Genomic DNA, 25,217 nt, shown 5'->3' with positions numbered 1-25,217 from the left:
CTCGGGTAACATCCTGCAGGATAATAGGTATTAATTGATTTTTCTTATCTCTTAAAGGGATAAGTCATAACCGAGAGCGGATCTCATTTCAGAAAATATCACTGGCGTTATAACGTTCTTTTTTTGAGCATGTCACTAAATTGTAAGGTTATTTATGATTCATATTGAGCAAGTCCTCGATAAGCGTGATCTTAAGGCATTTATCGCTTTTCCTTCCTCCCTGTTTCGTGACGATCCTAATTGGATTGACCCTTTGTATTTAGAGCGCGAAGAACATCTCTCTAAGAAGAATCCTGGGACTGACCATATAGAATGGCAGGCATGGGTAGCCAAAAAAGAGGGCAAGGTGGTCGGGCGGATAACCGCTCAAATTGACGCTTTGCACCGCGAACGCTACGGCGAGGATACCGGTCACTTTGGCATGATCGATGCCATCGAGGATCCGGCGGTTTTTAGCGCGTTATTTGCCGCGGCAGAAGCTTGGCTGAGGTCTAAGGGCGCATTAAAAATCACCGGTCCCTTCAGTCTTAATATCAATCAGGAAAGTGGCCTGTTGGTCGAAGGGTTTGATACGCCGCCGTCGGCGCTGATGACGCATGCCAAACCCTACTACGCAGCCAATCTGGAGCGCCAGGGGTATACGCAGGGCATAGATTTGTTGGCTTATTGGATGAAGCGCACGGACCTGCATTTTTCGCCTTCTCTGGCCAAAATGATGAGTCAGGTTCGTAAAAAAGTGACCCTTCGCCGCCTCAATCGCAAAAGGTTTAGCGAGGAAATGCAGGTGCTGCGCGAAATTTTCAATTCCGGTTGGCAGGATAACTGGGGATTTGTGCCTTTCACCAAACATGAGTTTGCCACCATGGGCGATCAGCTGAAGTTCCTGGTGCCTGATGACATGATTTATATTGCCGAGGTCGATTCAGTACCCTGCGCCTTCATCGTCGGTTTGCCCAATATCAACGAGGCAATTGCCGATCTCAACGGCAGTTTATTTCCCTTTGGCTGGGCGAAGCTGTTGTGGCGTTTGAAAGTGAGCGGGGTGCGTACCGCGAGGGTGCCGCTGATGGGCGTTCGCCAGGAATATCAATTCAGCCGAATAGGGCCGATTATTGCACTATTGCTGATCGAAGCGTTACATGACCCCTTCGAGAAACGCGGTATTGATGCGCTGGAGATGTCCTGGATATTAGAGTCGAATACCGGCATGCGCACCATCCTGGAGCGAATTGGCGCGGTGCCTTACAAGCGTTATCGCTTATATGAAAAACAACTCTAACCCCTCTGCAAGACGCTGATTTTATCGGCCCTTCACAGGATGTAAAACGCACTGCGCTCAGAGAATACCTATGGCCAAAATTGCCTTTTGGTTGTTGGCGATTCAACGTTGCCGGAAAAACAATGTCACACGGGTGATTATTTAATTTCATTAACCAATTTCGTTATAAGTTACTGTGCGTTATTGATTGGTATTAAAAATCACCCGGTTTTTATAAGAGTAAGATGCATGTCCTTTGAAAAGAAAAAAGGAATAAATCGCTTAATAAGTAGCATAAAAAACTCACTGGCGGGTCTTGTCGATGCCGTTTTTACCGAAGATGCTTTCCGCCAATTGCTGGTGATTAACGTAATATTACTGGTTGTTACATTTACTTTAGATATTACAAAAGTAGAAAGGATGTTATTGATTGCCAGCAGCTTCATTTTACTGGTTGTTGAGTTGCTTAATACTGCCATTGAGAGCGTTGTCGATCGCATTTCTCTGGAGATACATCCCTTATCCAAGCGGGCCAAGGATTTGGGCGGCGCTGCGCAGTTGGTTGCGGTGGTGATGACGATAATGCTTTGGCTGGTGGTCTTGTTGGGCTGATTAATACCCGCGGGGCACCCAGATTTTCCGGAAGAAACGCCAGCTTTCGGCTGCCTTCATCAAGGAAGCAAAATATTCTTTGCAGGATAACGTTCTGTCGCTCATTATTTGAAATGTTGTTTCACTTTTATCTCATGAGCCGATCTTGAACTTATACGCCGCCCTGCGCCAGCGCGTGGAAAATACGCCCTGGTATCCTAAACGCAAAAGCTATCGCGTGCTGTTTTGGCGTGAGATCACGCCGCTGGCGGTGCCGATCTTTATGGAGAATGCCTGCGTCCTGCTGATGGGGGTGCTGAGCACCTTTTTGGTGAGCTGGATCGGCAAAGAGGCGATGGCCGGGGTGGGGCTGGCGGACAGCTTCAACATGGTAATCATCTCGTTCTTCGCCGCGGTGGATCTGGGCACCACGGTGGTGGTGGCCTTTAGCCTCGGCAAGCGGGACAGAAAAAGAGCGCGAGCGGCTGCACGCCAGTCGCTGGTGCTAATGACCCTGGTGGCCTTTGCCTTGGCGATCGGCATTCATTTGGCGGGCGAACAGATTATTGATGTGATCGCCGGTGCCGCCACGCCGGAGGTAAAGGCGTTGGCGCTGTCTTATCTGCAAACCACGGTGTGGAGCTACCCGGCCGCCGCCATTGCCTTGATTGGCAGCGGGGCGTTGCGCGGTGCCGGCAACACCAAAATCCCGCTGTTGATCAACGGCGGCATGAATATTCTGAATATCATCATCAGCAGCATACTGATTTACGGCATGCTGGGCTGGCACGGGCTGGGGTTTGTCGGGGCCGGGCTGGGGTTAACCATTTCCCGCTATATTGGCGCCATCGCGATCGTTTATGTCCTGATGATCGGCTTTAATCCGGCGCTGCACATCACGCTGAAAAGTTACTTTACCCCGTTGAAGCTGACCATCCTGTGGGAAGTGCTGGGGATAGGTATTCCTGCCAGCATCGAATCGGTGTTGTTCAACGGCGGCAAGTTATTGACCCAAATGTTTGTTGCCGGCATGGGCACCAACGTTATCGCCGGCAATTTCATCGCTTTTTCTGTCGCGTCGTTGATTAACCTTCCGGGCAACGCCCTGGGGTCGGCGTCGACCATTATTGTGGGAAAACGGCTGGGCAAAGGGCAAATAGCTCAGGCAGAGCGCCAATTGCGCCACATTTTCTGGCTGGCAACGATTGGGCTGACGGTGATTGCCTGGGGCACGGCGCCCCTGGCGGGGGTGTTTGCCTCGTTTTATACCCAACAAGACGACGTGAAGGAGGTGGTAAAGGTGTTGCTCTGGCTCAATGCCGCCTTTATGCCTATCTGGGCGGCGTCATGGGTGTTGCCCGCCGGTTTGAAGGGCGCGCGCGACGCCCGTTTTGCGATGTGGGTGTCGATGCTGGGCATGTGGGGTTGCCGCGTGGTTGCCGGTTATACGCTGGGCATCATGCTGGGCATGGGCGTGGTTGGCGTCTGGCTGGGGATGTTTATGGATTGGGCGGTACGCGGTGTCTTGTTCTACTGGCGTATGGTCAGCGGACGGTGGCTGTGGAAATACCCGCGCATAAAATCGAACTCGCTGGCGGAAAATATCCGCGCAGAGAAAAGGGGCGAGTAAGCATCAGGCGTTCGCTGTTACTTCGCCCGGCACCGATGATGCCTGACTATTTTCCAGACGCCATTTGGCCGGCGAGAGGCCGTGGACCTGTTTAAAGGCCTTGGAGAAGTGCAGTTGGTTTTCATACCCCACCGAAATTCCCACCACCTTGATTGACGTCTGGCTATTGCACAGCAGGCTGGCGGCGATGTTCATGCGGAAGTTCAGCAGATATTCCTTTGGCCCAATGCCGTAAGTGCCTTTAAACAGCCGACACAGGTAACTGCGGTTGATGTTGCAGTAGGCGGCCAGGCGCTCAATGGTGAGGGGTTCATGGTAGCGGTTTTCAATGAGTTTTACCGCCTTGCGCAGATGCTGCGCCTTGTCGCTTGGCGGCTCGGCGATGCTTTGCAAAGCGTTATCAATCAGCGAAGAAAAAAACAGATAGCTCAGGCCCAGCGTTTTTAACCGATGTTCATCACCATGGCTAATGAGTTGCCGCAGATAGCGCAGCGCCAGAGGGGAGTCTTCGTTCTGGCGGGGACGATAAATCGGCAACTGGCGGCTCAGGCGGCACTCTTCAAAAATCTTGCCAGCCACCAGCCCGTCGACTTCCAGCCACATATAATGCCAGGGATCTTTTGAGTCGGCGCGATAGGTGGTCACGTCGTGCGGGTGGATCAAAAAACCTTCTCCGGCCACCACCGGAAAAGAGCCATATTCGCTGCTCAGTACCCCGGTACCGCTTATCACATAATGAAATAAATAGTGTTGGCGTACCGCCGGTCCAAAGCTGTGCCCCTTGTCACAGTTCTCCTCGCCATACTGGTAAAGGTTCAGCTCGATATTGTCGGTACGACTCAGAGTAAAACTCTTATGCATCAGTCATGGCCCCTGTGTTTTCGCTTACTGTAGCAGTGTAGTCGTGGCACGGCGGTGGGGCGATCTTCAGATCCAGACCTGGCTCACAGTTTTCATGCTGCGTCATTTTTCGCCATAACAAGGTCACATTTATCCCTATATTGCGAATGCGTTGCCGCGTAGTTTCAGCTTATCGAAAACCACAGCAGCGGAGAAATACGATGATTAAAGTGACTTTTATGGGAGCAGGCAGCACCATTTTCGCCAAGAACGTTCTCGGCGATATCATGGCAACGCCGGCCCTGAAAGAGGTGGATATTGCGCTGTACGACATTGACAGCGCTCGTCTCAATGAATCTTTCGCCATGCTGAGCAATATCAACCGCAATATTAATGCGGGCAGGGCGAAGATCACCCCTTATCTCGGGGTAGAAAACCGCCGGGCGGCACTGAAAAACGCTAATTACGTGGTAAATGCCATTCAGGTCGGCGGCTACGATCCTTGCACCATCACCGATTTCACCATTGCCAGAAAGTACGGCCTGCAGCAGACCATTGCCGATACCCTGGGCATCGGCGGCATCTTCCGCGCGCTGCGTACCATTCCGGTGCTGTTTGACTTTGCCCGTGACATTGAGGCGGTCTGTCCGGATGCCTGGTTGCTGAACTACACCAACCCAATGGCGGCCTTAACCGGAGCCATGCTGCGCCATACCGGGGTGAAAACGGTGGGGTTATGTCACAGCGTTCAGGTGTGTGCGGAGACCTTGCTGAAAAGCGTCGATATGCCTACCGACGACGTACAGTTTCACATTGCCGGCATCAACCACATGGCCTGGCTGCTGGACGTTCGCCGTCACGGCGAGGATCTGTACCCGGAAATCAAGCGTCGCGCCAACGCGCTGCAGGGCAAGCATGACGACATGGTACGCCATGAAATCATGAAAACCTTTGGTTATTACGTCACTGAATCTTCCGAGCATAATGCCGAATACATGCCGTATTGGATTAAACGTCATTATCCGGAACTGATTGAGCGCTTCAATATTCCTCTCGACGAGTATCCGCGCCGTTGTATCGAGCAAATCGACCAGTGGCAGCAACGCAAGCTGGCGTTGACCCACGACGCTAACCTGACGCATTCCCGTACCCACGAATATGCCTCATACATTATCGAAGCGATGGAGACCGACCGGCCGTACAAGATTGGCGGCAACGTGCTCAACACCGGTCTCATCACCAACTTGCCGGCAGAGGCCTGCGTAGAAGTGCCCTGTCTGGTGGATGGGCAGGGGATCAGCCCTTGTTACGTTGGCCATTTACCTGAGCAACTGGCGGCGCTGAACCGCACCAATATCAATACCCAGCTATTGACCATTGAAGCGGCAGTGACGGGCAAACGCGACGCGATATACCATGCGGCGCTGTTGGACCCACATACCTCCGCCGAACTTTCCATTGATGATATACGTAAGCTGTGCGACGAGCTGATTGAGGCTCACGGCAACTGGCTCCCTGCCTATCACTGATCGCCGAATTTAACCGTATTACCTCCTCAAAACGCACAAGGCGCGGGGCTTCCTGCGCCATCAAAAATAGGGTGGTGAGCCATGTTTTATTTGAGAAACAAGAATTTTTGGATCTTTGGGGCCTTCTGTTTTTTCTACTTTTTCATCATGGGGGCGGTGCTGCCGTTCTTTCCTATCTGGCTGCATGACGTCAACCAGCTTGACCAGCAGCAAACCGGATTGGTGTTTGCCTGTATGGCGCTGTTTGCCCTGGTGTTTCAGCCGATTTTCGGTTTCGTCACCGACAAATTTGGCCTGAAGAAACACCTGCTGTGGATGATCATCTTCCTGCTGCTGTTTCTGGCGCCGCTGTTTATTTATGTGTTTTCGCCGCTGCTGCAAAGCCATTTTGTTTGGGGGGCCTTGCTGTGCGGGGTTTACCTGGGGCTGGTGTGCAGCGGCGGTTCACCGGCCATTGAAGCTTATATCGAAAAAGTGAGCCGACGCAGTCAGTTCGAGTATGGCCGCGCCCGGTTGTTCGGCTGTATCGGTTGGGCCATCTGCGCCTCGATCGTCGGCTATATGTTTACCATCAACAACCAGTTCGCGTTTTGGTTGGCCTCCAGCTTTGCGCTGATCCTGGCCGGTTTGCTGTATTTGTTTAAACCCGATCAGAGCAGCACGCTGGCGGTGGCGGACGGCTTGGCATTAAACCACAAACCCATCAAGTTAAAGGCGGCGTTGAACCTGCTGAAAATGCGCAAATTCTGGTGTCTGGTGATGTATATCGTGGGCGTGGCCTGCGTGTATGACGTCTTTGATCAGCAGTTCGCCAACTTCTTTACGTCGTTTTTCAGCGACCGACATGCGGGAACGCAGGCGTTTGGTTATGTAACGACGCTGGGCGAGTTTCTTAACGCTTTCATCATGTTCTTTGCGTCGTTGATCATTAATCGCATTGGCGGCAAGAACGCGCTGTTGATCGCTGGGGTGATTATGTCGGTGCGGATTATTGGTTCATCGCAGGCGGATTCGGTCACCGCGGTCATTATTCTCAAAACCCTGCATATGTTTGAGGTGCCGTTCCTGTTGGTGGGCATTTTCAAATACATCACCACCCAGTTTAACGTTAACCTTTCGGCGTCGATATACCTGTGGGGCTTTTGCTTCTTCAAGCAGCTCTCGGCCATCGGTATGTCCTATGCGGCAGGCCTGATGTACGTCAATTACGGTTTCAAAACCTCTTACCTGATCCTCGGCTGCATTGCGTTGCTGTTCACGTTGATTTCAGCCTTTGCCCTTAGCGGTAAGGTCGCGGTAGTCAAGCAGGAGGGCACACTGCCGGTTGCGGCGAATTAGTGCCGGCTCAACTCAATACAGCAGCGTCATAAGGCTAAAAAACAGCAGCGTCAGGACAATGATAAACCCGGTTTGCAGCGTCTTGCGCATCAGGCGACTGTGGCCCCAGCGGGTGGCGCTCAGACGACTATCGATGGCGAACAGTGCCGGAACCATCAGCAGTACGTAAATCAACATCAGCATGGCGGTTAACGGCTGTTGGCTCATTCTGGCGTCTCCGTGCTGAGGTAGACAGGGGGGGCCCGCAGGGGGGCGATGCTACTTTCTTGCCGGTGTTTGTGCTCGACCATGTGCCTCCAAATAGGGCCGCCCGAAGGCGGCCGCCGGTTACTGCTTGCGATATGAAGATGATTGCCGGCCACTGCCGGGGCCAACGCAGATATAATATTGCGAATGATAATCATTATCAATACTTGGCGTGAAATTTTATTGCAGGATGAGGATGGGCGGTGGGAAAGCTTTTACTGTGGTTTTAAAGTGACAGAGCACGCCATCCGGCGTGCTCTGTGACAAGACTATCCTCTGCGATTATTTCTCGTCTGGCAAGGCGTAAGCGACAATATAGTCACCCAGCTTGGTGCCGAACGAACCATGACCGCCGGCGGAAATCACCACGTACTGCTTGCCGTTGACCTCATAGGTCATTGGCGTTGCCTGGCCACCGGCCGGCAGCCGCGCTTCCCACAGTTTTTCACCGTTGGTCACGCTGAAGGCGCGCAGATAGTTGTCCGCGGTTGCGCCAATGAAGAAGACGTTACCGGCGGTGGACACCGGCCCGCCCAACATCGGCATGCCCATTTTGAACGGTAACGGCAGCGGAGAACTGTCGCGTACGGTACCGATACGTTTTTTCCACACGATGTCGTTGGTTTTCAAGTCCACGGCGGAAATATAACCCCAGGCCGGCTGTTTGCACGGCAGGCCAAACGGCGACAGGAACGGATTCAGCGTTACGCCGAACGGCACGCCATACTGCGGTTGAACGCCGGACTCGGTGCCGGATCCGCCTTTGTCATTTTCGTCAGGCTCGATCGGGTTGCCCGGACCGCGTGGGATCAGTTTGGAAACAAACGGCAAGGCGATAGGGTTGGCGATAGCCACCTGACGGTCGGTATCTACAGACAGACCACCCCATTCGAACATGCCCAGGTTACCCGGGAACACCAGCGTGCCCTGCTCGGAAGGCGGCGTGAAGGTGCCTTCGTAACGCAGGCTGTGGAACATCACCCGGCAAACCAGTTGGTCATAAATGGTGGCACCCCACATGTCCGCGCCGGTCAGCTTTTTCTCTGGACGGAAAGTCAGCTCAGAGAAAGGCTGGGTCGGTGACAGACGATCGCCCTTGGCTGGCCCCTGAGGAACCGGTTTTTCCGGCGCCGGAACCACCAACTCGCCATTGGTGCGATTCAGAACGAAAATGTTACCGGTTTTGGTCGGCACATAAATCACCGGCACCTTGTTACCGTTTTTATCGGTAATGTCCGCCAGCGTCGGTTGTGCCGGTACGTCCATATCCCACAGGTCATGGTGCACCGTCTGATAGAACCAGACCAGTTTGCCGGTGGTGGCGTTCAGCGCCAGCAGGCCACTGGCATAACGCTCCATTTCCGGCGTGCGATCGCCGCCCCAGATGTCCGGCGTGGTGACGCCCATCGGCAGGTAAACGATATCCAGCTTGGCATCGTAGGCTGAAGGGGCCCAGGAGTTAGGGGAGTTCGGGGTGAAGTGGTGCTCGTCCGCCGGAATGGCGTTCGGATCTTTCGCGCCCGGATCGAAGGCCCACAGCAGCTTGCCGCTGTTGACGTCAAAACCGCGGATCACGCCCGAAGGCTCGCGGTTGGAGTAGTTGTCGGTCACTGCACCGGCTATCACAATCACCTTGTCGGTGATCACCGGCGGCGACGTTGGTTCATAATGGCCCGGCGTCGCATACGGCATATTGCTTTGCAGGTTGAGCTCGCCGTTATTGGCGAAGTCGGCGCAAGGCTTGCCGCTATCGGCATCCAGAGCGAACAAACGACCGTCATTCACCGGCAGGATAATGCGTCGTGCGCACAGAGCCGGGGAGGCATCTGCGGCTGCACCTGTGGCGGCCGGCGTTTCATGATACGAAACGCCACGGCAGGTGATGTGCTGGAAGGTCGGGTTAAATTTCAACTGAGGATCGAACTGCCACTTTTGTTTGCCGGTGGCGGCGTCCAGTGCGAACAGCTTCTGGTGCGGGGTGCACAGATAGAGCGTGTCGCGGATTTTAATCGGGGTCACTTCGTTGGTGATTTCCCCCGGATCGTTGGCGGTTTTCAGGTCGCCGGTCTGGAAAGTCCAGGCTTCCTTGAGTTTGCCGACGTTCTTATCATTGATTTGGCTCAGTGGAGAGTAACGCGTGCCTTCCTGGGTGCGGCCATAGGCCGGCCAGTCGGCGTCTGACGCCTGAGGTTCGACTTTTACCTGCGCAGGTTCGAGGGTGCCGTTGATCTCTTGTGGATCATTAAACACCGCATAGGCCAGCGCCACCACGGTGACGACCAGCGCCAGGCTCAGCGCGCTGTAGGCCAGTTTGCCCCTGGCGTGCAGCTTGCGATAGATAAAAGGCAGTACCAGCCACAGGCCGAAGAAGAAGGTGACGTCCAGACGCGGCGTCAGTGCCCAGAAGTCAGGCCCCACTTCCCACAGCGCCCAAATTGTGGTGCCGAGTAAAAAGATCGCGTACAGCAACAGAGCGGTTGCACGACGGCGGACCAGTAACCAGGCGGTGATTAGCAGTACCAGGCCGGCGATGATGTAGTACAGCGAACCGCCGAGCTTGGCCAGCCAGATGCCGCCTCCCAGCAGATAGAGCCCACTCAACGCGGCGAACAGTGCCGTGATGATGATGAGCGGCGATGATGACGCTTTATTTTGCATAGTATTATCCTTACCAAAATGAAAAGTCCCCGATTTAGAGATTAAGCCATATCCAAAAAAACACGCGGTTTCTCCCCAAAAATCCATCCCCGGTGTCTGGCATATCCCCCTGTTGCCAAGGCTAAAAGGCAGCGGCAATCAAAAATAAGGCGGACAGTTTTGGACGTTGAATAAACGCTCTCGTCAGAGATAAAGCCCAAACGGGCTGAATCAGGCGTAGCCGTTTCGATGATGTTGCACGGATGTGACGGCGCCGCCCAAAGCGCGGCTAGGTTACTCTAATTATTCTGCTTTTATTGAATACCTTGTGCTTTTTTTTTAGCGCCTTGCGGGTTTATGAATTGAGCTCATAAGCTCATGCATATTCAGCGCGTAGTTATTTGCCCGGTTGCCTCTTACAGTGATCGCACCTGGTCGCCCCGCACAAGCGGTGACCCATTCGTACACATCGGAGGAAAAATGCAAAAACGTAAGCTGGGTAACAGTGGGCTGGAGGTATCAGCGTTGGGACTGGGCTGCATGGGGCTTAGCTTTGGCTATGGCCCGGCCACCGACAAACAGCAGGCGATTGGCTTGATCCGAGCCGCTGTGGATCAGGGCGTGACCTTTTTCGATACCGCAGAAGTTTATGGCCCCTTCACCAATGAGTCACTGGTGGGCGAGGCGCTGGCACCGGTACGCGATCGGGTCGTCATAGCCACCAAGTTTGGTTTTGAACTGCCGCAGCCGGATGGCAAACAGGTGCTCAACAGCCGGCCGGAACATATCCGCCAGGCGGTGGAAGGGTCGTTAAAGCGTCTTAACGTCGAAACGATCGATCTGCTTTATCAGCACCGGGTGGATCCCAATGTGCCGATTGAAGACGTCGCCGGTACGGTGAAGGCGCTGATCCAGGAAGGGAAGGTGAAGCACTTTGGCCTGTCCGAGGCGGGGGCACAGACGCTGCGCCGTGCCCATGCGGTGCAGCCGGTGACGGCGTTGCAAAGTGAATATTCGCTGTGGTGGCGGGAGCCCGAGCAGGAAATCTTGCCGACGCTGCAAGAGTTAGGCATTGGGTTTGTTCCTTTCAGCCCGTTGGGGAAAGGTTTTCTCACCGGGGCGATCAACGAAAATACCACCTTCGACAGCAGCGATTTCCGCAATGTGGTGCCGCGTTTCAGCGAGCAGGCGCGCAGAGCCAACCAGGGGCTGGTGGACGTGCTGGGGCAGATAGCTCAGCAAAAAGGGGTCACCCCGGCACAGATAGCGCTGGCCTGGCTGCTGGCACAGCAACCCTGGATTGTGCCGATCCCGGGGACCACCAAACAGCATCGCCTGCAGGAAAACCTCGGGGCCGCGTCGCTGTCATTGTCGTCGGAAGAACTGCGCAGCATTGAAGCGGCACTCGCGGTTATTGAGGTTCAGGGCGATCGCTATCCGGCGCATTTGCAACAAAACGTCGGACGTTGATGCGGCCGTTGCCCGCGGTAGCTTTTGAACCGCCGTCACCGACCGGCGAAAAGGCGCGCACGCTCTACAATTATCCTGTCAATGTTAACGTCGGCAGCCTCTGCCGAACTGGAGAAACAAGTGAAAATTCAACGCAGCGGTTCCCAGCCTTCTCGTCCGGGGCCAGAAGAGTACTTTACCGGCAAAGTTCGCATCGATGCGCCTTTTGCCGGTAGCGAACCGGCCCGGGTGGGCGGCGCCACCGTGACCTTTGAGCCCGGAGCCCGTACCGCCTGGCACACCCATCCGCTCGGCCAGACGCTGATCGTGACTCAGGGGCGTGGTTGGATCCAGCTGTGGGGCGAAGAGATCCAGGAAATGAACCAGGGCGATATTGTGTGGATCCCGGAAGACGTCAAACACTGGCATGGTGCGACGCCGGACACCGCCATGACCCACATCGCCATCGCCGAATCGTTAAACGGCAGCCCGGTAGACTGGATGGAGAAGGTCAGCGACGCGCAGTACCAGAAGCCTGCCCTGAACGGCTAGCCGCCAAAAGGGTCAGGCGTCGCCGATTTGCTGGCAAAAACGCAGCCGGTTGCCAAAGGGGTCGGTGAGGTTCAGCTCTTTCCCCCAGTCGAGGGTTTCAACGCCTGGCCGGGCATAGCGGTACTGCCTGGCTGATAGCTCCTGGTGCAGCGCGTCGATATCCTCGGTGGGAATAAACACTGCGGAACCCGGCGTGCTGTCACCATAGTGCTCACTGAGATGCAATCTCAGACCGGAACGCGTGATCTGCATGTACAGCGGCAGATCTTCACTGAAACGGTGCTCCCAATCCAACGTGAAACCGAGAAAATCCAGATAAAATTCCCGGGCCTTTTCAACCGAAAAGATGCGAAGAATGGGAACGGCAGCGGATAACTCCATTGTTGACCTCGTTTGAGCGGCTGCTAAAGGTAATCGGGCTTGACCGGCCCGCGTGAGCGGGCCGCATAATAGCGTCGGGTGGCTAGATCCCTAATCCGCCCAGGCACAGATACTTTATCTCGAGATAATCTTCGATACCGTACTTCGATCCTTCACGCCCCAGTCCGGAGTTTTTAACCCCGCCGAAGGGGGCCACTTCGGTGGATATCAGCCCTTCATTGATGCCTACGATGCCGTATTCCAGCGCTTCGGCAACCCGCATTACCCGGCCAATGTCGCGACTGTAGAAATAAGAAGCCAGACCGAAAGGAGTATCGTTGGCCAACTCAATGGCTTCGGCTTCGCTGTCGAAGCGGATCAGCGGCGCTACCGGGCCAAAGGTCTCTTCATGGAAGATTTTGGCCTGCCGCGGCACGTTGGTCAGAATGGTCGGCGTAAAGAAGTTATTGCCCAGCTCATGGGGCTTGCCGCCCAGTAGTATTGAGGCGCCGTGCTGCACCGCGTCGGCGATATGCTCGCTGACTTTTTCCACGGCGGCCGGATTAATCAACGGGCCGATGGTGACGCCATCATCCATGCCATTACCGACTTTCAGCTTGGCCACTGCCACCTTCAGCTTTTCGGCAAAGGCGTCGTAAATGCCGTCCTGTACCAGGAAGCGGTTGGTGCAAACGCAGGTCTGGCCGGCGTTGCGATATTTGGACGCGACGGCACCGGCGACGGCGGCGTCCAGATCGGCATCGTCAAACACGATAAACGGCGCATTGCCACCCAGTTCCATACTGGTTTTTTTGATGGTCGGGGCACACTGCGCCAGCAGTTGCGCACCCACTTCGGTGCTGCCGGTAAAGGAGAGTTTGCGTACGTCCGGGTTGGCGGTCAGTTCGCCACCGATAGCCTGGCTTGGGCCGGTGATCACATTGCACACGCCGGCCGGTAAACCTGCACGTTCGGCCAGCACGGCGAGCGCCAACGCCGAGAAGGGGGTCTGACTGGCGGGACGGATCACCCCGGTACAGCCTGCCGCCCAGCCGGGACCGGCCTTGCGGGTGATCATTGCCGCCGGAAAATTCCACGGCGTAATCGCGGCGAAAACGCCAATCGGCTCTTTCTGCACGATAATGCGGCGACCGGACAGATTCTGCGGGATGGTGTCGCCGTAAACCCGCTTGCCTTCTTCGGCGAACCACTCGATGAAGGAGGCGGCGTAGGCAATTTCACCCCGGCTTTCTGCCAACGGCTTGCCTTGCTCGGCGGTCATGATGATGGCCAGATCCTCCTGGTTTTCCATCATCAGTTCGAACAGTTTGCGCAGCTTGCCGGCACGCTCTTTGGCCGTCAGCGCGCGCCAACCAGGCTGGGCTTTTTTGGCGGCGGCGATCGCCTGCGCGGTTTCTTTGGCACCCAAAGCCGGCACCTGACCGACCAGCTCGCCGGTGGCGGGGTTGTGGATCTTGATAGTTTGGTCGCCTTTGGCCGCCAACCACTGTCCATCGATGTAGTTGGCTTCGCGGAACAGCATGGGATCTTTCAGGCGGGCGGAGAAGTTAGTGCTCATCGGTTATCTTCCTTTTTCAGAATTCAACACGGGTTGACCTACCCCAAACGGCTACCCTTTACCCTAGCAAATTTTTCCGCCTTCATTTGCCCGATCCTTGGCAACCGATCAATTTATCGCCATTCGCACCTTCTGTACAAAAAATGCCCGCGCTCAGGCCGATACTGAAATCAGCAGGCATATGACCCTTTTTGAAATGACCCTAAGACCCTGAAAGGAGCGTGCAGCATGATGACTTCAGTGAGTCGGCACCTTGCGGCCTACAGCAGCAACATGGATTTTTTGGCTTCCAGCATTGCGCTGATGGAGTGGCAGGGGCGTGAGATCGACGCCGGCAAGGTGGCGGGCAACATGTCCGAAGCGCAAAGCCGCTTGTTCTTTGAACGCCTGAGCTATTTCCGCCAGCTTTATCAGGCCGCCGCGACGGCGGAACACAGCGTATAAATTTAGCTAACCCCGCCTCTGCGGGGTTTTTTATGCCGGTTGTGACCACACGCCGGTGCTCAGCGTGGCCGGCGAATACGTCAGATTGCGCCCGCGCCACGGCAGGGCCTGTGAAAAACGCCACGCGCTGCGGATATCGAAGCGCCAATAACGTTCCGCCCCCGTGACTCCCTGGCCGATTTGCGCCTGCCAGAGGATCTGCGTTTCTCCCTGCAAGTGCAGAACATCACCGCGCTCAAAATCGATAAACAGCAGCGCAGCCCTGGGTTCCGCCAGCAGGTTCCCCAGCGTGTTCATATAGCGGTTGCCGCGAAAATCCGGTATCCACAGGCTGCGATCCTGAAGATGGATAAATCCCGGTTTGCCACCCCGGTGTGAGATATCCACGCCACCTTGTTCCAGTGAGCTGTGGGCGCAGCTGGCGACGAAGCAGGTATCCGCCTGGCGAATCAATGCCTGGGCCGCCGCGTCCAGCGTCGCGAGATGCTCAATCGGCGCGGGATGGGTGGCTACCGGATACAGCTCGCGTTGCTGGATATACTGCGGACAATTGCCGAAGCTCTGACTGACGGCAATTTCCAGGCGGTTTTTATCGGTGCGCGTAATGTGCCCGTTGGCTCGGTTGCGTCGGCGGTTGCTGAAGTCCAGCCCTAACGCTCCCACCAGACTCCCGGTTTGCAAGGCCGCCTGCGCCGGGTCGTCCTGGCGACGCGGGGCGCTGATGCGCAGGTGGTTGCTGTCCGGCGTGCGTAAAAATCCAGGGGGGCCGTTGAACAGCGTGGCCACCGGCCAGCCCTGCTCGTCCAGGGTGGCGACGAACAGGTAAGGCAGCGCGGCGAAAAATTCGCGGTGCTGCTCGGGCATGCTGGTGTAAATGTTGCCGCCGACGCGGTCAAAACCGGCCAATGCCTGGGCGCGCAGTTCGTCAGGGTGAAACATCGGCTGGGTCATAGGATTTACCTTTGCGCAGGGTGCGGCAATGCGGGCATCGCAAAGAAACCGGGCAGTGCGGCGATGCGCGTCACCCAGCGCCGGATGGCCGGATAGGGCGCCAGGGAGATACCGCCCTCCGGTGCCACCGCCACATAGCTGTAGCAGGCCAGATCGGCGATGGTGGGCTGCTCTGTCGCCAGGTAATCACGGTCGCTCAGATGCTGCTCCATCTGCGGCAAGAAGCGCGTGCTAATCGCCAACGCAACCCTGTCGTCCTCCGGTGCGGAAAATTGGGCGATCAGGCGACAGGACGCCGGACCGTAGCGTACTTCTCCGGCCGCTTTGGACAACCACGCCTGCACCTGCGCCGCCGCCAGTGGCGTCTCCGGCAGCCAGTGGCTGCCCGGCGCGTAGTTTTTCGCCAGATAAACCAGAATGGCATTGCTGTCGGCCAGCGTTAAATCGCCGTCCACCAGTACCGGGATCTGGCCGAGAGGGTTCAGGCGGCGAAACGCTTCGCTTTGGCGAACCTCGGCCGGGGATTCAATAAATTCGTAGGGCAGCTCCAGCATGCTTAGCAGTAATGCCACGCGGTGGACGTGGCCGGAAAGCGGGGTGCCGTACAGTTTGAGCTTGTGCATGGTCAGACTCCTGAAGAATTTTTACCAGCATACTCTTGCAGTCAGCGAGCGGAATCCGGCAATGTAGAAATTGATAATTTCACTTTTTGGAACAGTCTATGGATCGTCTGGACGAATTGGCTATTTTTGTGGCGGTAGTCCAGCACGGCAGCCTAGCGGCGGCGGGGCGCAAGCTGCGACGCTCCGCACCAGCCGTCACCCGGGCTATCGCTTCGCTGGAACAGCGCTTTGGTGCCCGATTGGTCGAACGCACCACCCGAAGGTTAGCGCCGACAGAGGCAGGGTTGCGGTTGGCGGAGCGTGCGCTCTTGCTGCTTACTGACTATCAGGCCGCGGTGCTGGACACGGCGGACACTCAGCTCACCGGATTATTGCGTATTACCTCGCCGGTGCAGTTCGGACGCAAGCATGTGGCACCGGTGGTGATGGCGTTTCTTGACCGGTATCCGCAGATGCAGATTGAAATGGTCCTCAACGATCGCAACCTGGACTTGATTGACGAGGGGCTGGACGTCGCGGTGCGCATTGGTCATTTGCAGGATTCTTCGCGGGTGGCGCGCCGGTTGGGGCAGGTGTCCCGGGTGACCGTCGCCAGCCCGGACTATCTGGCGCGGCGCGGTGAACCGCAGGAGCCGGCGCAACTGGCGGAGCATGACACCATCGTGGGTACCCAGCGGGCATCGCTGCGCGAATGGCGCTTTGGCCCGCAGGAGAATGGCGAGCGGGTACGGCTAACGCCACGTTTGTTGCTCAATGACGTCGAAACGCAGTTACTGGCGGTGCGAGCGGGCAAGGGCATCGCCCGGCTATTGTCGTATCAGGTGGCAGACGATTTGGCCGCGGGGACGTTGGTACGCCTGTTACCGGCGTTTGAACCTTTGCCGATGCCGGTGCAGTTGGTGGCGCAAAACATGCAGCGCATGCCGCTCAAGGTACGCACCTTCTGGGATTATGCCTGGCAGGAATTAAGCCAATTAGCGCAAATTCAGGCGCGATAAAAATAGGTATTGGCGCCAAATAAGTTTCACTGGTTAAACTTATTTGGCGCGAAAAAAGATTTATATTACCGGGCGCGCATTGCTGTAACGCCTCTCTTGACAATATTTTGACGACTGCTAATAGTTAACGCATATCTTAAATAATAAACGAAGTTTAATATATGAAACTTGTTGCGGGGAGTTACGACAACGGTAGCACGGTGGATAATGAAGATGAGATCCTCAACTCATTTCAAATCCGCAGTCAGGCGGTTTATCAAAAAACTCGCAATGAGTGCAATATTGCCTATGGAAATTCACCGCGAGAAGTTTTTGACTGGTTATATTCCGACAAACCGGGTAAAGGGACCTTAATATTTATTCATGGTGGCTATTGGCAGTTTTGTCGTAAGGATGATTTTGCTTTTATTGCGCAGGTGCCGTTGTCGTTAGGTTTTGACGTCGTGCTGGTGGAATATACGCTGGCGCCCGAGGCCCGGCTTGACGATATTTGCCGGCAAACCGGTGCGGCGCTGGACGCGATTCAACAACGGCTTTCCGTCTGTCACCCGGCGCCAGTGTACCTGTGCGGCCACTCTGCCGGCGGGCATCTGGCCAGCGTCTGGCAGCATCACCCGGTGGTCGACGCGACCTTACCGATCAGCGGCATTTTCGAACTGGAGCCGCTATTAAACAGCTACGTTAACCGACGACTGCAGTTGACCAAGCAACAAATTAGCCAACTGAGTCCGGTGCGGCATATTCCGCAGCGTATCAAGCCGATGACGCTGTTTTACGGTGCCAATGAGCTGCCGGAATTGATTGGTCAGTCAAGGCACTATTACGCTGCGCTGAAGGAAAAAGGCCAGCCTGTCACCCTGGTCGCCGTCGCCGGCGCCAACCATTATAACGTGCTGGATGCCTTGTTCGCCTGGGATGGCGCCCTGACTCACCTGCTAACCACTACGGGGAAATAAACCATGCGCACCATCATTGACACCGGCCTGCCGGAAATCGGTCAACCTTTCTCCTGGGCCACCCAGGGCGGCGGCATGTTGTTCACCGCCCATGGCCCGGTCAGAGCCGACGGCAGTATTGAAACCGGCGCGCCGGAAAAGCAGATCGCCCTGACATTCGATAATTTGGCTCAAACCCTGAAAGCGGCAAATAGCCACAGCGATAAGGTATTACAGGTCATTATTTATCTGACCGATGTCAATGACGTTAAATTACTCGATGAAATTTACAAAAAATACTTTAACTTCCCTTACCCCAATCGTTCAACGGTGATAGTCGATAAACTGGTGGTGCCAGGAATGAAAATAGAAATAACCGTTAGCGCCACCGTCTGATTTATCTATTACTTAATTCCCACCTGCTCATTCATTCAATAATGAATAAAGGAATCGCTATGTTTAATCACATTGGCCGTTCGGCGGCCGATCCTATTATGTCGTTGATGGAAGCTTATTTACAGGATGAAAATAGCCAGAAAGTGAATCTGGGCATTGGCCTTTATTACGATCGGCAGGGCAGGATCCCGCTGATGCAGGCGGTAGAGGCGGCGGAGCAGCGCCTGCTTGAGCGGCGCAGCCCGCACGGCTATCCGCCAATCGAAGGTTCAGCGCTGTTTGCCCAACAGGTGCAGGCATTGTTGTTTGGCGAGGCGCCAACAGCGTCGATAGCTACGGTACAAACCGTCGGCGGCTCCGGTGCACTGAAGCTGGCGGCGGATTTTATTCATCACTTTCTGTCGCGCCGTGACATCTGGGTCTCTGATCCCACCTGGGCCAATCACTGGGCCATCTTTGAGGGGGCCGGGCTGACGGTGCACACCTATCCGTACTTCGATGAGGCCAACGGCGGGCTGCGCTTTGACGCGATGCTGGATACGTTAGGCAGTCTGCCGGAAGGCAGCGTGGTGCTGCTGCACCCCTGCTGCCATAACCCGACCGGCACCGATCTCAGCCAGGCACAGTGGCGTGCTACCCTCGAAGTGCTGCAGCGCCGCCGCCTGTTGCCGTTGTTCGATATTGCCTACCAAGGGTTTGGCGAGGGGCTGGATGAAGACTGCTTTGCCCTGCGTGAGGCGCTGAAAACGGATCTGGAATTTATGGTCGCCAACTCATTTTCGAAAAATGTCGCCCTCTATGGTCAACGGCTGGGTGGGCTTTCGATTCGTTGCGCCGGCCCAGAGAGTGCGGAGAACGTCAAAGGCGCATTAAAAACGCTGATACGCCGCAGTTACTCCTGCCCGCCGACCCATGGCAGCCAGATTGTGGAAACCCTGCTGACGGACCCCGATTTGCGTCAACAGTGGGAGAGCGAACTGGCAGGCATGCGTCAACGCATTCAACAGATGCGCCAAATTCTTTCCGCCGGCTTTGAGCAGGGGGGATCGCAACTGGACTACCGTCGCATCCGTGACCAAAAAGGGATGTTCAGCTACACCGGCCTGAACCCACAGCAGCTTGAACGACTGCGGCAACATTACGCCATCTATCTGGTGGCGCCTGGCCGCATGTGCCTGCCGGGCCTGAACCAAAACAATGTCGACTACGTTACTGCCGCCATTCTGGACGTCACCCGCACTGCATGAAAAGGTAGGAGACTGCTATGAGACAGATAAAAGGTTTTGACGAAATCGCCCGGCGGCAAGGCGGGTTGCAGAAACAGCTCACCGCCGGGCAGATGTCGATGCTGGCGATCGGCGGCGCTATCGGTACCGGGCTGTTTCTCGGCAGCGCCTATGCCATTCAGATGGCCGGGCCCAGCGTATTGCTGAGCTATTTTATCGGCGGCATCGTGGCGTTATTACTGATGGGATGCCTAGCGGAAATGACCTCCGAACACCCGACGCCGGGCTCGTTTGGCGACTATGCCGAATTTTACATCAGCCCGCTGTTTGGTTTTCTGGTGCGTTATTCTTACTGGTCCTGCGTGGTATTGGCGGTGGGGACCGAGGTGACAGCCATCGGCATGTATATGCAGTTCTGGTTCCCGACCACGCCAATCTGGCCCTGGGTGCTGTTGTTCTCTGCGGCGGTGATCCTGATTAACGTGATTGGCGTTAAATCGTTCGGCCAGGTGGAATATGCGCTGTCGACCATCAAGGTGGTGGCCATTGCCGCCTTTATCGCCATCGGCATCGGTATTCTGATGTTTTCTGCCAACCCGGCCTTTGGTCTGCAAAACTTTACTGCCAACGGTGGCTTCCTCCCGTTTGGCGTGAAAGGCATGTGGTTTGCGGTGATCGTGTCGATTTTCAGCTACCTGAGCATTGAGATGATCGCCGTCGCCGCCGGTGAGGCCAAGAACCCGGTGATTGCGGTAAAAACCGCGTTCAAGGGCACCATTTTACGACTGTTCATTTTCTACATGCTGTCGATTGCGCTGATGCTGGCGATCGTTCCCTGGCGGCAGTCCGGTACCGGCGAAAGTCCGTTCCTGGTGGCGATGAACGTCATCCACCTGCCTGCCGCCGCCGGTATCTTCAACTTTATCGTTCTGGTGGCCGCGCTGTCGGCGATGAACAGCCAACTGTATATCACCACCCGCATGATGTTCTCGCTGTCACGCGCCGGGCAAGCTCCGGCTGCGCTGGGCCGGGTCAGTAAACGCGGCATCCCGGTAAGCGCACTGGCCATGTCCTGCATCGGCATCGTGGTGTCGATCGTGTTGAGTCTGGTCTACCCGCAAAAATCCTTTGCCGCCATGATGTCTATTTCGGTGTACGGTGCCTGCTTTACCTGGCTGATGATTTTTGTCACGCACCTGTTTTTCCGCCGTCAGCACCGGCAAACCCACCTTAAATTTCGCATGTGGGGCTTTCCTTACACCACGCTGGCCGGTGCCGGTTTGATGGCCGCGTTGCTGATCTCGACGGCGTTCACCGAATTTTTCAGGATGACGCTGTGGTTTGGCATTCCGTTTACCCTGCTGTTGGTGGCTATCTACTTCTTCTACAGCCGTCATCAGCCCGTACCCGCGGTAATGGAAACACCGAGCGTGGAGTAAACCGGTTCACTGAAAATGTGAATATGTGGCTCTGGTGATAAACCACTTTATCCGGAGAATAAGCCTTTTCTGGGGTTATGGAGTGGTTTGCAATGAGCAGTGGGACAGAAAAACGGCGCCTTATTGGCTGTAGCAACAGTATGCCGGTGGCCAGGCATTCGGCGCAGGGATGGATCAACGGCTTTCTGGGCATGTTGATTTTCAGCGGTTCTTTGCCTGCCACTCGCGTGGCGGTGCAAGAGTTTGATCCCATGTTTCTCACCGCGATGCGCGCGGTGCTAGCGGCCTTGCTGGCTCTGAGTGCATTGACGCTGATGCGCCAGCGTTGGCCGCAGCGCCGCGACCTGGCGCCGTTGGCACTCACCGCGCTCGGGGTGGTGATCGGTTTTCCTTTGCTCACGGCGCTAGCCTTGCAGCACACCACCTCGGCGCATGCGCTGGTGTATATCGGGCTGTTGCCGCTGGCTACCGCCTGCTTCGGTGTACTGCGGGGCGGTGAGCGGCCCAAAGCCGCTTTCTGGCTGTTCTCGGTGTTGGGGAGCCTGCTGGTTGGCGCTTTTGCGTTAAGTCAGGGGGCAACTGGCTCCTGGCTTGGCGATCTGCTGATGGTGGCCGCGGTGCTGCTTTGTGGCCTGGGCTATGCGGAAGGCGCCGTGCTGACGCGCAAGCTTGGCGGCTGGCAGGTAATCTCCTGGGCGCTGGTGGTAGCTTTGCCGTTGACGGCAGCGGCGGCCGTGGTGACGGCCCCGCCAGCCTGGCCACAGGTCAGCGTCGGCGCCTGGTGTTCTCTGGGCTACATTTCGCTGTTCAGCATGTGGATTGGCTTTATCTTTTGGTATCGCGGTTTGGCGCAGGGGGGCATCGCCGCCGTGGGACAGCTGCAATTGCTGCAGCCGTTTTTTGGTTTGGCGCTGGCCGGGCTGGTGCTGCATGAAAGCATTCAACCTTCAATGATTGCGATAATGGTCGGCGTATTGGTGTGCGTGTACGGCGCCAAGCGTTTTTCGCGGTAAGTAATAAGACGGGGTAAGGCCTGCCTTACCCCGTAGCCAAGGCCGCCAGCACCCGGTTCAGCTTTTGGGCCGCCTGGTGGATCTGCTGTTCCGTGTAGCCCCCCAGCCCGAGTATCAATCCGTTTTTCCCGCTGCCGGGGCTATACATCGGCGAAAGTGCACCGACGGCTATCCCGGCCTCGGCGGCTTTGCGGGCAACCTGCCGATCGTCCACATCCGCTTTTAACCACAGCAGCATATGCATGCCCTGATCGCTGGGGTGCAGAGTGGCCAGCTCGGCAGAAACCTGCGCGTTGATGGCGTCGGTCAGCACTCGCCTTTTTTCCGCATACACGCCGCGCATTTTACGAATGTGGCGATCCAGATGTCCCTGCGCCATAAAACTGGCCAGAACGTATTGATCGGCACTGGGGGGGTGGCGATCCATCAGCACTCGCGCACCGCAGAAGGCATTCACCAGGGGCTGAGGAACGATGGCGTAGCCCAGGCGCAGCGAAGGGAACAGCACCTTGCTGAAGGTTCCCAGGTAGATAACCCTGGCCGGATCCAACCCCTGCAACGAAGGAAACGGGTGGCCGGAATAACGCATTTCACTGTCGTAATCGTCTTCGACGATCCAGGCCTGCTGCGCTTTGGCCCATGCCAGCAGCTCAAGCCGGCGCGACATGCTCATGGGCATACACAAGGGGTACTGATGCGAGGGAGTGACAAAGGCGGCTCTGGCCTGTGGCGCGATTTTCCTGCCTGCGGCGACCGCTATGCCTTCGCTGTCCACCGGCACTCTGGCCATTTTCCGGTCTCTGAAGACGGTATTAAAAATAGCGGTAATGCCGTGATAAGCGGGATCTTCAACCCAGGCGGTCTCACCGGCATCCAGCAGAATCTGCGTGGCGAGATAGAGCCCCTGCTGTGTGCCGGAGGTGATGATCACCTGTTCCGGCGTGCAGTGCACCGAACGGGACTTGCGAACGTATTCGCATATCGCCTCACGCAGCGGCAATGCGCCCTGCGGTTCGCCATAACCGGCGGGGGCGCCGGGGCCTCTGGCGCGGATACGGTTGCCGAGCCTGCGCCAAACGTCGTCGGGCGCGGTATCGTTGATCGGTACCGAGACGGTGAAGGGGACCGGTGGCAGAGGGCGCAACTGGGCGGCAAAGTGCTCCAGGGCCAGCGCCTGATCGGAAAGCGGCATGTCGCCGGCGTCCGGGTGTTTGACCGGCGCGGGGGCCGGGCGGGTGAGCGACAACGCCACCCGAGTGCCCGAACCGGGCTGCGCTTCGAGAAATCCTTCCGCCGTCAGTTGCTCGAAGGCGGCCAGCACCGTTCCTCTGGCAAGCTGTAATGCGCCCGCCAGTACGCGGGTTGAGGGCAGCAGATCGCCCGGTTTAAGTTCGCCTTTGCCTATGGCAGCGCGCAGCGCCTGGGCAAGTTGCAGGCTAAGCTGCCCCGCATGGCGATCAAGCTCGCCGATAGCGGGGACTTCAACCGTTTTGGCCGTTCTGGGCATCTATTCCGGTCCAGATAAAAGTGGGTTAACAGGGTGTTTACTGTAAACCACTTTTGGCCTGAATAGCGGTTTTCGACAGGATTAAAGCTGGCTTTTCGGGATCAGGTGGTCGCCAAAGCTCAGGCGTTGACGGCCCGGTTCAATGGCGGTCAGTGGCGCAACCTCCTGCAGCGAGGATTTACAGCGCTCAACCAGATCGTGGTATTCGCGCGTACCGGCGACTTTCCACGCCAACTCCTGTTCGGTCAGGTCACGCAATACCCGCGCCGGGCTGCCGACCACCAGCTTATTGGCCTCGATCACCGCGGCGGCCTTGACGAATGCCATGGCGCCGACGATGGTGTTTTCGCCGATCTCTGCACCGTCCATGATCACCGCGTTCATGCCGACCATGGCGTTACGCCGGATGCGGCAACCGTGCAAGATGGCGCCGTGGCCGATGTGCCCGTCCTGCTCCACCACGGTGTCCTGCTGCGGAAAACCGTGCATCACGCAGTTGTCCTGAATATTGGCGCCATCGCTAATCACCAGCCGGCCAAAATCGCCGCGCAGGCTGGCGTTGGGGCCGATATAAACCCGTTTGCCGACGATCACATCGCCAATCAGTACGGCGGTAGGGTGTACGTAACTGCTGGGATCGATCACTGGCGTCAGGCCGTCAATCTGATACACGGGCATAGCAAAGTTTCCTTATACTGTAGGGTCGCGCGGCAGACCGCCGAAGCGCCGATAATAGCCGGCTGCCGGGGCAGGCAGAGCACCGATAGTGGTCTCGGCCATGGCGCTGACATACTCGGTCGCTGCGCGGTCTACCCGCTGATAAATATTGATGCACAGGTTACGGGCAATCTGTCCTTCCCACTGCGCCGGCAGCAGGGCGTCCGGCAGCAGAGGATCTTTGAGCACCACGCGCCGGAAGAAGTGGATCAATAATAGCTTAATCTGGAAACAGCGCTGGGGCGTCAGCAGCGCTTCATCGGCTTCGCGCAGCAGCGCCATCAGCGGGCGGAAAGAGACGATAAATTCGTGATAATCGGCAGCGACGTCAGCCAGCGCCCAGCAGTTGGCCACCAGCTGTTGCAGGGTTTTCTCCGAGCGGTTATAGGGATAGTCGGCGCGGAAGTAGATCACCTGTTCGCTGGCGTTAAGTTCGCCGAGCAGGGCGGTGACGTCGGTTTGCGCGTGGGTGGGGGCCGCCATCAGATTGCTGGCTATTTGGCCGAAGCCCAGCCAACCCAGCTCTTTTTTCAACCGTGCCCGCTCCTCCTTTTCCGCGCTTTCCAGCAACAGCAAATCCCATTTCCCGTCCCAGGCGGGCGGTTCGCTGAGATAGATTTTCGACTCGGCATGGCGGAACTGACGCATACCCTGATCGGTCACCCGATAGAAGCTGCGACGGCCGATTTTTTCAACCTCCAGCCAGCCCTCTTTCTGCAGGCGAAATACCGAGGTACGCACGAAGCGGTCACCAAAACCCAGGGCCTCCAGCAGCGCGCTCAGGCTGCCAAGCCAGACTTCGCCGCCCCGGTGGCTCAGCGCATCGCCGTAGAGGGAGATAATCAGCGAGGTGCCGCTGATCGGCTGAGCCTCTATAGCATGGCGGATAAACTCATCCAGTTTATGTTCCATATTTTTCCATGGGTTAGCCGACGGTGAAGCACAACATTACCACAAAT

The 25,217-nt window shown here is 56.5% G+C and carries 23 protein-coding genes and 1 pseudogene; 14 read left to right on the top strand and 10 right to left on the bottom strand.

Annotated elements, in window-relative coordinates; all coding sequences use genetic code 11:
- Positions 1 to 154: 154 nt before the first annotated feature.
- The 3 genes from NR114_RS11525 (at position 155) to NR114_RS11515 (ending at position 3,479) form a co-directional block, all read left to right on the top strand.
- The gene (locus NR114_RS11525) at positions 155 to 1,279 is read left to right on the top strand and encodes an N-acetyltransferase (protein ID WP_116690213.1); all 1,125 of its coding nucleotides are present in this window, start codon (positions 155 to 157) and stop codon (positions 1,277 to 1,279) included.
- 228 nt (positions 1,280 to 1,507) lie between these two features.
- Entirely contained in the window at positions 1,508 to 1,870 is a 363-nt protein-coding gene (locus tag NR114_RS11520; RefSeq protein WP_020827628.1) for a diacylglycerol kinase, read from the top strand.
- 145 nt (positions 1,871 to 2,015) lie between these two features.
- A complete protein-coding gene (locus NR114_RS11515) occupies positions 2,016 to 3,479 on the top strand; it encodes an EmmdR/YeeO family multidrug/toxin efflux MATE transporter (protein WP_234530329.1) in 1,464 nt (487 codons plus the stop codon).
- Between the two features lie 3 nt (positions 3,480 to 3,482).
- Here the strand turns inward: NR114_RS11515 and NR114_RS11510 are convergent, their stop codons facing one another.
- Positions 3,483 to 4,340: an AraC family transcriptional regulator gene (locus tag NR114_RS11510; RefSeq protein WP_234530330.1), complete on the bottom strand. Its 858-nt coding sequence runs from the start codon at positions 4,338 to 4,340 to the stop codon at positions 3,483 to 3,485.
- 200 nt (positions 4,341 to 4,540) lie between these two features.
- Between NR114_RS11510 and NR114_RS11505 the strand changes: the two genes are divergently transcribed.
- Together NR114_RS11505 and NR114_RS11500 are read left to right on the top strand one after the other, a co-directional pair.
- Positions 4,541 to 5,848 carry an alpha-glucosidase/alpha-galactosidase gene (locus tag NR114_RS11505; RefSeq protein WP_234530331.1) on the top strand — a complete coding sequence of 436 codons (1,308 nt, stop codon included), beginning with the start codon at positions 4,541 to 4,543 and terminating at the stop codon, positions 5,846 to 5,848.
- A gap of 81 nt (positions 5,849 to 5,929) precedes the next feature.
- Complete coding sequence (locus NR114_RS11500) at positions 5,930 to 7,186, top strand: MFS transporter (protein WP_256813524.1); 1,257 nt, start codon at positions 5,930 to 5,932, stop codon at positions 7,184 to 7,186.
- Between the two features lie 12 nt (positions 7,187 to 7,198).
- Here the strand turns inward: NR114_RS11500 and NR114_RS11495 are convergent, their stop codons facing one another.
- Both NR114_RS11495 and NR114_RS11490 read right to left on the bottom strand, forming a co-directional pair.
- Positions 7,199 to 7,393 (bottom strand): hypothetical protein, encoded by a 195-nt coding sequence (locus NR114_RS11495; protein WP_044552266.1) that lies wholly within the window; start codon positions 7,391 to 7,393, stop codon positions 7,199 to 7,201.
- A 321-nt stretch (positions 7,394 to 7,714) separates the two neighbouring features.
- Entirely contained in the window at positions 7,715 to 10,090 is a 2,376-nt protein-coding gene (locus tag NR114_RS11490) for a glucose/quinate/shikimate family membrane-bound PQQ-dependent dehydrogenase (protein WP_020827622.1), read from the bottom strand.
- 459 nt (positions 10,091 to 10,549) lie between these two features.
- Between NR114_RS11490 and NR114_RS11485 the strand changes: the two genes are divergently transcribed.
- Together NR114_RS11485 and NR114_RS11480 are read left to right on the top strand one after the other, a co-directional pair.
- The gene (locus NR114_RS11485; RefSeq protein WP_046373192.1) at positions 10,550 to 11,539 is read left to right on the top strand and encodes an aldo/keto reductase; all 990 of its coding nucleotides are present in this window, start codon (positions 10,550 to 10,552) and stop codon (positions 11,537 to 11,539) included.
- A 120-nt stretch (positions 11,540 to 11,659) separates the two neighbouring features.
- Positions 11,660 to 12,070, top strand: coding sequence for a cupin domain-containing protein (locus NR114_RS11480; protein WP_041415485.1), 411 nt, complete (start codon positions 11,660 to 11,662; stop codon positions 12,068 to 12,070).
- Between the two features lie 12 nt (positions 12,071 to 12,082).
- On the opposite strand, the pseudogene NR114_RS11475 reads toward NR114_RS11480, so the two are convergent.
- Positions 12,083 to 12,460 (bottom strand): annotated as a pseudogene (locus NR114_RS11475) (glyoxalase superfamily protein); the annotation flags it as partial.
- Positions 12,461 to 12,533: 73 nt separating this feature from the next.
- Positions 12,534 to 14,009 (bottom strand): NADP-dependent succinate-semialdehyde dehydrogenase, encoded by a 1,476-nt coding sequence (gene gabD, locus NR114_RS11470; RefSeq protein WP_234530335.1) that lies wholly within the window; start codon positions 14,007 to 14,009, stop codon positions 12,534 to 12,536.
- Positions 14,010 to 14,237: 228 nt separating this feature from the next.
- Between gabD and NR114_RS11465 the strand changes: the two genes are divergently transcribed.
- Positions 14,238 to 14,453: a glycogen synthase gene (locus NR114_RS11465; RefSeq protein WP_020827617.1), complete on the top strand. Its 216-nt coding sequence runs from the start codon at positions 14,238 to 14,240 to the stop codon at positions 14,451 to 14,453.
- Positions 14,454 to 14,483: 30 nt separating this feature from the next.
- Here NR114_RS11465 and NR114_RS11460 read toward each other — a convergent pair whose 3' ends face one another.
- On the bottom strand, positions 14,484 to 15,404 hold the full coding sequence (locus NR114_RS11460; RefSeq protein WP_046373194.1) for a pyridoxamine 5'-phosphate oxidase family protein: 921 nt from the start codon (positions 15,402 to 15,404) through the stop codon (positions 14,484 to 14,486).
- A 5-nt stretch (positions 15,405 to 15,409) separates the two neighbouring features.
- A complete protein-coding gene (locus NR114_RS11455) occupies positions 15,410 to 16,027 on the bottom strand; it encodes a glutathione S-transferase (protein ID WP_234530337.1) in 618 nt (205 codons plus the stop codon).
- A gap of 98 nt (positions 16,028 to 16,125) precedes the next feature.
- Between NR114_RS11455 and NR114_RS11450 the strand changes: the two genes are divergently transcribed.
- The 6 genes from NR114_RS11450 (at position 16,126) to NR114_RS11425 (ending at position 22,034) form a co-directional block, all read left to right on the top strand.
- Complete coding sequence (locus tag NR114_RS11450) at positions 16,126 to 17,025, top strand: LysR family transcriptional regulator (RefSeq protein WP_129940817.1); 900 nt, start codon at positions 16,126 to 16,128, stop codon at positions 17,023 to 17,025.
- Between the two features lie 161 nt (positions 17,026 to 17,186).
- Positions 17,187 to 17,981: an alpha/beta hydrolase gene (locus NR114_RS11445; RefSeq protein WP_256813527.1), complete on the top strand. Its 795-nt coding sequence runs from the start codon at positions 17,187 to 17,189 to the stop codon at positions 17,979 to 17,981.
- A gap of 3 nt (positions 17,982 to 17,984) precedes the next feature.
- Positions 17,985 to 18,356, top strand: coding sequence for a RidA family protein (locus NR114_RS11440; protein ID WP_020827612.1), 372 nt, complete (start codon positions 17,985 to 17,987; stop codon positions 18,354 to 18,356).
- A 59-nt stretch (positions 18,357 to 18,415) separates the two neighbouring features.
- Entirely contained in the window at positions 18,416 to 19,603 is a 1,188-nt protein-coding gene (locus NR114_RS11435) for an amino acid aminotransferase (protein WP_256813529.1), read from the top strand.
- Positions 19,604 to 19,620: 17 nt separating this feature from the next.
- A complete protein-coding gene (locus tag NR114_RS11430) occupies positions 19,621 to 21,021 on the top strand; it encodes an amino acid permease (RefSeq protein WP_234530342.1) in 1,401 nt (466 codons plus the stop codon).
- A 140-nt stretch (positions 21,022 to 21,161) separates the two neighbouring features.
- Positions 21,162 to 22,034, top strand: a complete 873-nt coding sequence (locus NR114_RS11425) for a DMT family transporter (protein ID WP_256813832.1) — start codon at positions 21,162 to 21,164, stop codon at positions 22,032 to 22,034.
- A gap of 25 nt (positions 22,035 to 22,059) precedes the next feature.
- Here the strand turns inward: NR114_RS11425 and NR114_RS11420 are convergent, their stop codons facing one another.
- From NR114_RS11420 to paaX, 3 genes are all read right to left on the bottom strand, one after another.
- The gene (locus NR114_RS11420) at positions 22,060 to 23,541 is read right to left on the bottom strand and encodes a PLP-dependent aminotransferase family protein (protein WP_234530343.1); all 1,482 of its coding nucleotides are present in this window, start codon (positions 23,539 to 23,541) and stop codon (positions 22,060 to 22,062) included.
- An 81-nt stretch (positions 23,542 to 23,622) separates the two neighbouring features.
- The gene (gene paaY, locus NR114_RS11415; protein ID WP_020827607.1) at positions 23,623 to 24,219 is read right to left on the bottom strand and encodes a phenylacetic acid degradation protein PaaY; all 597 of its coding nucleotides are present in this window, start codon (positions 24,217 to 24,219) and stop codon (positions 23,623 to 23,625) included.
- A gap of 12 nt (positions 24,220 to 24,231) precedes the next feature.
- Positions 24,232 to 25,170, bottom strand: coding sequence for a phenylacetic acid degradation operon negative regulatory protein PaaX (gene paaX / locus NR114_RS11410; protein ID WP_020827606.1), 939 nt, complete (start codon positions 25,168 to 25,170; stop codon positions 24,232 to 24,234).
- Positions 25,171 to 25,217 lie beyond the last annotated feature (47 nt).

The sequence above is a fragment of the Serratia sp. Ser99 genome, from assembly GCF_024519545.1.
GTDB lineage: Bacteria > Pseudomonadota > Gammaproteobacteria > Enterobacterales > Enterobacteriaceae > Serratia > Serratia liquefaciens.
The sequence above is the reverse complement of the archived record's forward strand: the minus strand, read 5'-3'. Positions and strand labels throughout refer to the sequence as shown.